8 protein-coding genes and 1 pseudogene are annotated in these 4,925 nt (G+C 32.8%); 5 read left to right on the top strand and 4 right to left on the bottom strand.

Annotated elements, in window-relative coordinates:
* Window positions 1–54: 54 nt before the first annotated feature.
* Together BG20_RS11250 and BG20_RS11245 are read left to right on the top strand one after the other, a co-directional pair.
* Window positions 55–450, top strand: coding sequence for a hypothetical protein (locus BG20_RS11250; protein ID WP_010195534.1), 396 nt, complete (start codon window positions 55–57; stop codon window positions 448–450).
* 9 nt (window positions 451–459) lie between these two features.
* On the top strand, window positions 460–876 hold the full coding sequence (locus tag BG20_RS11245; RefSeq protein ID WP_010195532.1) for a hypothetical protein: 417 nt from the start codon (window positions 460–462) through the stop codon (window positions 874–876).
* 70 nt (window positions 877–946) lie between these two features.
* On the opposite strand, the gene BG20_RS11240 is transcribed toward BG20_RS11245, so the two are convergent.
* The 4 genes from BG20_RS11240 to BG20_RS11225 all read right to left on the bottom strand — a co-directional run bounded on the left by BG20_RS11240 (window position 947) and on the right by BG20_RS11225 (window position 3,287).
* Entirely contained in the window at window positions 947–1,441 is a 495-nt protein-coding gene (locus tag BG20_RS11240; protein ID WP_238527623.1) for a hypothetical protein, read from the bottom strand.
* A gap of 64 nt (window positions 1,442–1,505) precedes the next feature.
* Window positions 1,506–2,330, bottom strand: coding sequence for a signal peptidase I (locus tag BG20_RS11235; RefSeq protein WP_010195529.1), 825 nt, complete (start codon window positions 2,328–2,330; stop codon window positions 1,506–1,508).
* 50 nt (window positions 2,331–2,380) lie between these two features.
* A complete protein-coding gene (locus tag BG20_RS11230) occupies window positions 2,381–2,821 on the bottom strand; it encodes a hypothetical protein (protein WP_010195528.1) in 441 nt (146 codons plus the stop codon).
* A 64-nt stretch (window positions 2,822–2,885) separates the two neighbouring features.
* Entirely contained in the window at window positions 2,886–3,287 is a 402-nt protein-coding gene (locus tag BG20_RS11225; RefSeq protein WP_010195527.1) for a hypothetical protein, read from the bottom strand.
* Between the two features lie 407 nt (window positions 3,288–3,694).
* Here BG20_RS11225 and BG20_RS11215 point away from each other — a divergent pair, with 407 nt between their 5' ends.
* From BG20_RS11215 to BG20_RS14040, 3 genes and pseudogenes are all read left to right on the top strand, one after another.
* Window positions 3,695–4,387 (top strand): DsbA family protein, encoded by a 693-nt coding sequence (locus tag BG20_RS11215; RefSeq protein WP_010195523.1) that lies wholly within the window; start codon window positions 3,695–3,697, stop codon window positions 4,385–4,387.
* A gap of 147 nt (window positions 4,388–4,534) precedes the next feature.
* Window positions 4,535–4,795, top strand: coding sequence for a hypothetical protein (locus BG20_RS11210; protein WP_010195521.1), 261 nt, complete (start codon window positions 4,535–4,537; stop codon window positions 4,793–4,795).
* A pseudogene (locus BG20_RS14040) lies at window positions 4,780–4,925 on the top strand (DMT family transporter); the annotation flags it as partial. The gene BG20_RS11210 and the pseudogene BG20_RS14040, both read left to right, overlap by 16 nt.

The following is a 4,925-nucleotide window of genomic DNA, read 5'->3' as shown; positions in this document are numbered from 1 at the left end:
CTTTCCAACAGAATCATTTAGCATCAATCAACATATGGCATATGGTGAAGAGAAATGAATGTAAAAATAGGCATGATATTTGTGCTGGTTGGAATATTTGCAGTAGTCATGTTAACTAATGAGGGCTATGGAAAATCATTGACAACCAGCCCCAATCTAAATAAAATTGGAACACTAAAAGTAAATGATTCGACTACAAAGGGAATAATTGGGATGAATCTTGGAACTTCTGCAGGTATTACAAGCGTAACAATCACATTCAATAGTGTTGTAGCAAAAAACGACAATGTGAATATTTTTTTTTATGATAAAGTTGGGACAGAGATTGGAAGCGGTACTAAAAAAATGAATCCTGCAGGAACAAGCATTACAATCAACTTGACAGGTGCTGGACAAGTAACATCTGCAGAACGGATTACATTAAGTTCCATAACAGTGACAATCACATAGGAGAATGGCATGAGTCTAAAGATTTATTTTTTTGTAGGAATTGTAATTATCATCATTGCCACTGTTGGTTTTGGAGCATCACTAAACACTGCACCAAAAGTAAATAAAATCGGTAGTGCAGATAACATTGCAGTATCAAAACCAACTGTGGATGTCACAAATACGGTATTAAATACATCAGGAGTTAATGCAATATCTGCAACTGTCACAGTTAAAAATATCGACACTATCTCTCATACGTATAGAATATGTATGATTGTAAAAGCAGGAGCTTTGATCAGCGATACATCTGGAAGCGGAGCAGATTGTTCTAATACAGCATCAATTTCTGCAAGCAACACAGGTTCGACTACAATAACTTTTGCAATACCTAGAACCACTAACAATTTATCATATTGGAATATGGCAATTCACCAAATAGCCTAGATTTAGCAAAGATTAGAAATTTTAAAACAAATTGAATTAAGATTGGTTTTTTGTAAATATCATAGTTTAATTAGATTTTTTTAACACTAATACTAATTCCAACGAGATCACTGACGTTAACTGCATTCAAAAAATCAATTGTTTGAATATCAGATTCATTTCCTTGTAATAATTCTGTGTTTGTACATGCAGGGGAATTATCAATTGGAGGACTGTATGTTCCAGAAGGGCCTTCAATTACTGCACAAATTTGAAATAACCGAACACCAGGATCATCGGCTACAACAGTAAAAGTAATTTGATCTACTTCAATTGTTCCTGTAGGAGATACTTGTTGAACAAATGACACATCTTCAACATGACCTACAGTAGGTGTAAAAAATTCACTAGACATGTCATCCAGAATGGGTTTTGCTGCAAAGGAAAATTCTTCTGCAAAAATTCCAGAGGTAACTGCAATAACTAAAATAGCAAACAAAACCCCAAAACTAGACAGTTTTTGATAAATCATTTGTAATAGAAATAGACTACAAAATGTAATATTATGACTGGAAATATGACTCATTTATCTATTCCAAAGCGGAATTTATAGAATCTATCAGCAAGGAAGCATATTCAGATGAAAAGAACTAATTAAAAAAATTCAATACCCATCCTTGCTCATTAATCAAGTTACTAAAAAACGGAATTGTATTGACGATGCTGATTAATTGTAATAAAAGCACCATTATTCCGGCTAGAGAAAAAATCAGTTTCAGGTATTTTGTATCTTCTGTTTTTTTCTTATCAAGACTATGATCAATCAAGTATAATACAAAGATCACAATACTAATAGAACAAAAATACAGTGTGTTTGCTATTGAAGGTTCAAAATAGTCAGAAAATGGAATGTTAATGGTTTTAGCAATCTGAATGTTTGTACCAATTATCATTAAAGTCAATACGTAATTAACGACACTTGCAATAAATGCAATTTTAAAAACTATAACACTACTAAAATTAGTTAGTTTCTTTTTTTTGGATTTTTTACTAGCAAAGACAGTTAAGATCAATATGCCAAAAATAGACATCCCTACTGATGTCTGTAAGAATAATGTAGTAAACCCAACGTAAGGTATAACAAATAACACTCTACCCAACACATGATCAAAAGGAATTACCTTAGGGTCGTTTCTCGGATTATTGTCACCTTTTGTAATAAATCCATCATCCGTTTGTTCAACTATTCTATGAACAACACTTCTATCATGCTCATTTACAAATGCAATGATATCTCCAATATAGTATTGCGGATCTGGTTTAGCTATGATAAAAGTCCCACTCTCAATAGTACCATGCATACTTTGTCCTATCAGCATAATGTAACTTGTATCGCCATAAAGTTGAACAGGCCAGAGATATATCAAAACAGGAATAAGCAATAATAAAATAATGATTTTTATTTTTTGTTTCAATTTGCTTCACATTTACATATATCATTATGTAAAAGCAAGAAGAATTACCTCTAATTCAATTCTTCAATGCTGAAACTAATATTTGCAATATCACTAACTTCAACTGCGCTTGTGAAATTAATTCCTACCAAAGTTAGCTTTGCGTTTGCTGCTACGCTTGATGTGGAGTTACATGCTGGTGCGGCTCCTGCTGTAGGTTGGAATGTAGATGCAGGTGCTTCAAGAACAGCACAGACCTGAAATGAGTGTGCGTTGACTGTGTCTTCATTACCTACTGTAAATTTAATTTGTTTAGTTGCAACATTACCTAGACTGTTTACCTCTTCAGTCCATGCAAGAGCAGTAACGTTTCCTCTCGCAGCTGCAACTACTTGATTGTCACTTGCACCGATTCTGTTGATACCTGGATTTGTGCTAAGACTGGCTCCAAAACCGATTGTAGATACAACCAATACGGCAACACCGATAATTGCGATAAGTGACATTTTCATGAATTAGATAAACAAGTTTCACATAATATCGACTAGCTTGTTTATTATGAAATCAGGCTCAAATCTAACTTAATTCTTCAATACTGAAGCTGATATTTGCCACATCACTTACAGGTACTGTATTTGTGAAATTAAGACTTTGGGATGCAAGGTTGCCAGATGCGGAAATGTTTGATGTAGAAACGCAGCTAGGAGACGTTCCTAATGGAGGCTGAAATACACCAATAGGTCCTTCAAGTACAGCACAAACTTGGAATGTGTGAGCGTTAGCAGAATCCTCATTTCCCACAGTAAATACAATTTGTTTAACTGCAACATTTCCTGCGCTATTTACTTCCTCAGTCCATGCAAGGGCAGTAACGTTTCCTCTCGCAGCTGCAACTACTTGATTGTCACTTGCACCGATTCTGTTGATACCTGGATTTGTGCTAAGACTGGCTCCAAAGCCTATACTAAATACTAACAATACGGCAACACCAATAATTGCTAAAATGGATGCGTTCAGAACTAAAAGAAATCATTTAAAAAATATAACAGAATGTTTGTAAATAATTACACACAGTTATTTCATAGATATGATTCAAACAATCACCGTAATTATCAATTTTTATTTATAGTAGAGTTTGAAAATCAAATACAAACAGATCATCATAAGAGACAAAGTCCAATCATTATCATGAAAAAAATATACTACTTTGAATCTACCCCAGAACATAAAGCTTGGGAGAAATCAGTAGATACAAGAAATGGAGAAATAGTCAAAGAGTCATTTTGGGAAATCAGTAAAAAATTCTAAAATACTTTATTTTTCCATTACTATTTTTTGTCAAATCATTGGAAAATACTTTATAATCCAACTAACAAACAAGATTTGTGGGTAAAAAGAGACAAAACGTAAACAAAAATAATCCAAAATCAAATACAACTAAATTTATCATTATTGGAGTAATTATAGCAATTGCAGGAGCAGTATTAATTTCTACAAATTATAACTCAGAATCTCAAAGTAACAAACTTTCAATTGATACAACAAAAGGATCACCAGTATTAGGAGAATCATCAGCGCCAATTACCATAATTGAGTTTGGAGACTATCAATGTCCATTTTGTCAGAAATGGAATCAAAACACAAAACCGTTAATTGATAGAGACTACATATCAACAGGAAAAGTGAAATTGATTTATGTTGACTTTCCAATTGTAGGACCAGATTCAATCAATGCACATGCAGGAAGTTATTGTGCAGACGAACAAGGACTTTACTGGCAATATCATGATTTTCTTTACAAAAATCAAGGTCATGAAAATAGTGGGTGGGTAAGTATGAATAATCTCAAAAACATTGTCTCAGGAATGGAAGGAATGGATGTAAATTTATTTTCTAATTGTATTGACTCTGGAAAATACAACGATAGAGTTAAAGAAAATAAAAATATCGCAGTAAAGAATGGCGCCAAATCAACACCTTCATTTATTGTGATTGGTCCAAACGGTCATGGGGTTGCAATATCAGGTGCACAGCCTTACTCGGTATTCAAGCAAACCATAGATGAAATGATGACATAATTATCATAAAACAGAAATAAACTTTCAATATAATTTTGATCGCTATAAATCATAAAAAATAATTTTGTCAAAAAATAGGAAGCGATCAGAAATGTTCACATGAAAGTACAAAAGATCACATATTAACAAAGAGACACATTCCCAAATGTGGAAATAATAACCAGAATAAATCAATCAAAGCAAAAATTCCACAATATAGGATATGTTCTAGCCTTAGCATCTGCAGTGCTTGCTTCACTAATGCATGTAGTACCAAAAGAATTGTTAGATAATGGAATAAATGATGTAAGTCCAATTACATTAGCTTTTGTAATTTACATTGTGAATGGTTTATTTTTCACATCAGTTTCAAAAAAATCAACTCCTATTTCAAAAATTACAAAAAAAAATGGTTGTTTCTTTCATTAATCGGCATTGCTGAAGTTTTGGGATTAATCACATATTTTTTTGGACTAAAAGATTCTAGTGCAACAAATGCAGCAGTGCTTAACAGCAGTGAAATTATATTTTCAATTTTTATTGCAATGATAATTCTCAA

Source organism: Candidatus Nitrosarchaeum limnium BG20, from assembly GCF_000241145.1.
GTDB lineage: Archaea > Thermoproteota > Nitrososphaeria > Nitrososphaerales > Nitrosopumilaceae > Nitrosarchaeum > Nitrosarchaeum limnae.
This window is presented reverse-complemented; position numbering and strand designations above follow the sequence as displayed.

Bases quoted from the DNA above. Each gene is read 5' to 3' on its own strand.
- BG20_RS11250 (WP_010195534.1), top strand. From the start codon at position 55: ATGAATGTAAAAATAGGCATGATATTTGTGCTGGTTGGAATATTTGCA.
- BG20_RS11245 (WP_010195532.1), top strand. From the start codon at position 460: ATGAGTCTAAAGATTTATTTTTTTGTAGGAATTGTAATTATCATCATT.
- BG20_RS11240 (WP_238527623.1), bottom strand. From the start codon at position 1,441: ATGAGTCATATTTCCAGTCATAATATTACATTTTGTAGTCTATTTCTA.
- BG20_RS11230 (WP_010195528.1), bottom strand. From the start codon at position 2,821: ATGAAAATGTCACTTATCGCAATTATCGGTGTTGCCGTATTGGTTGTA.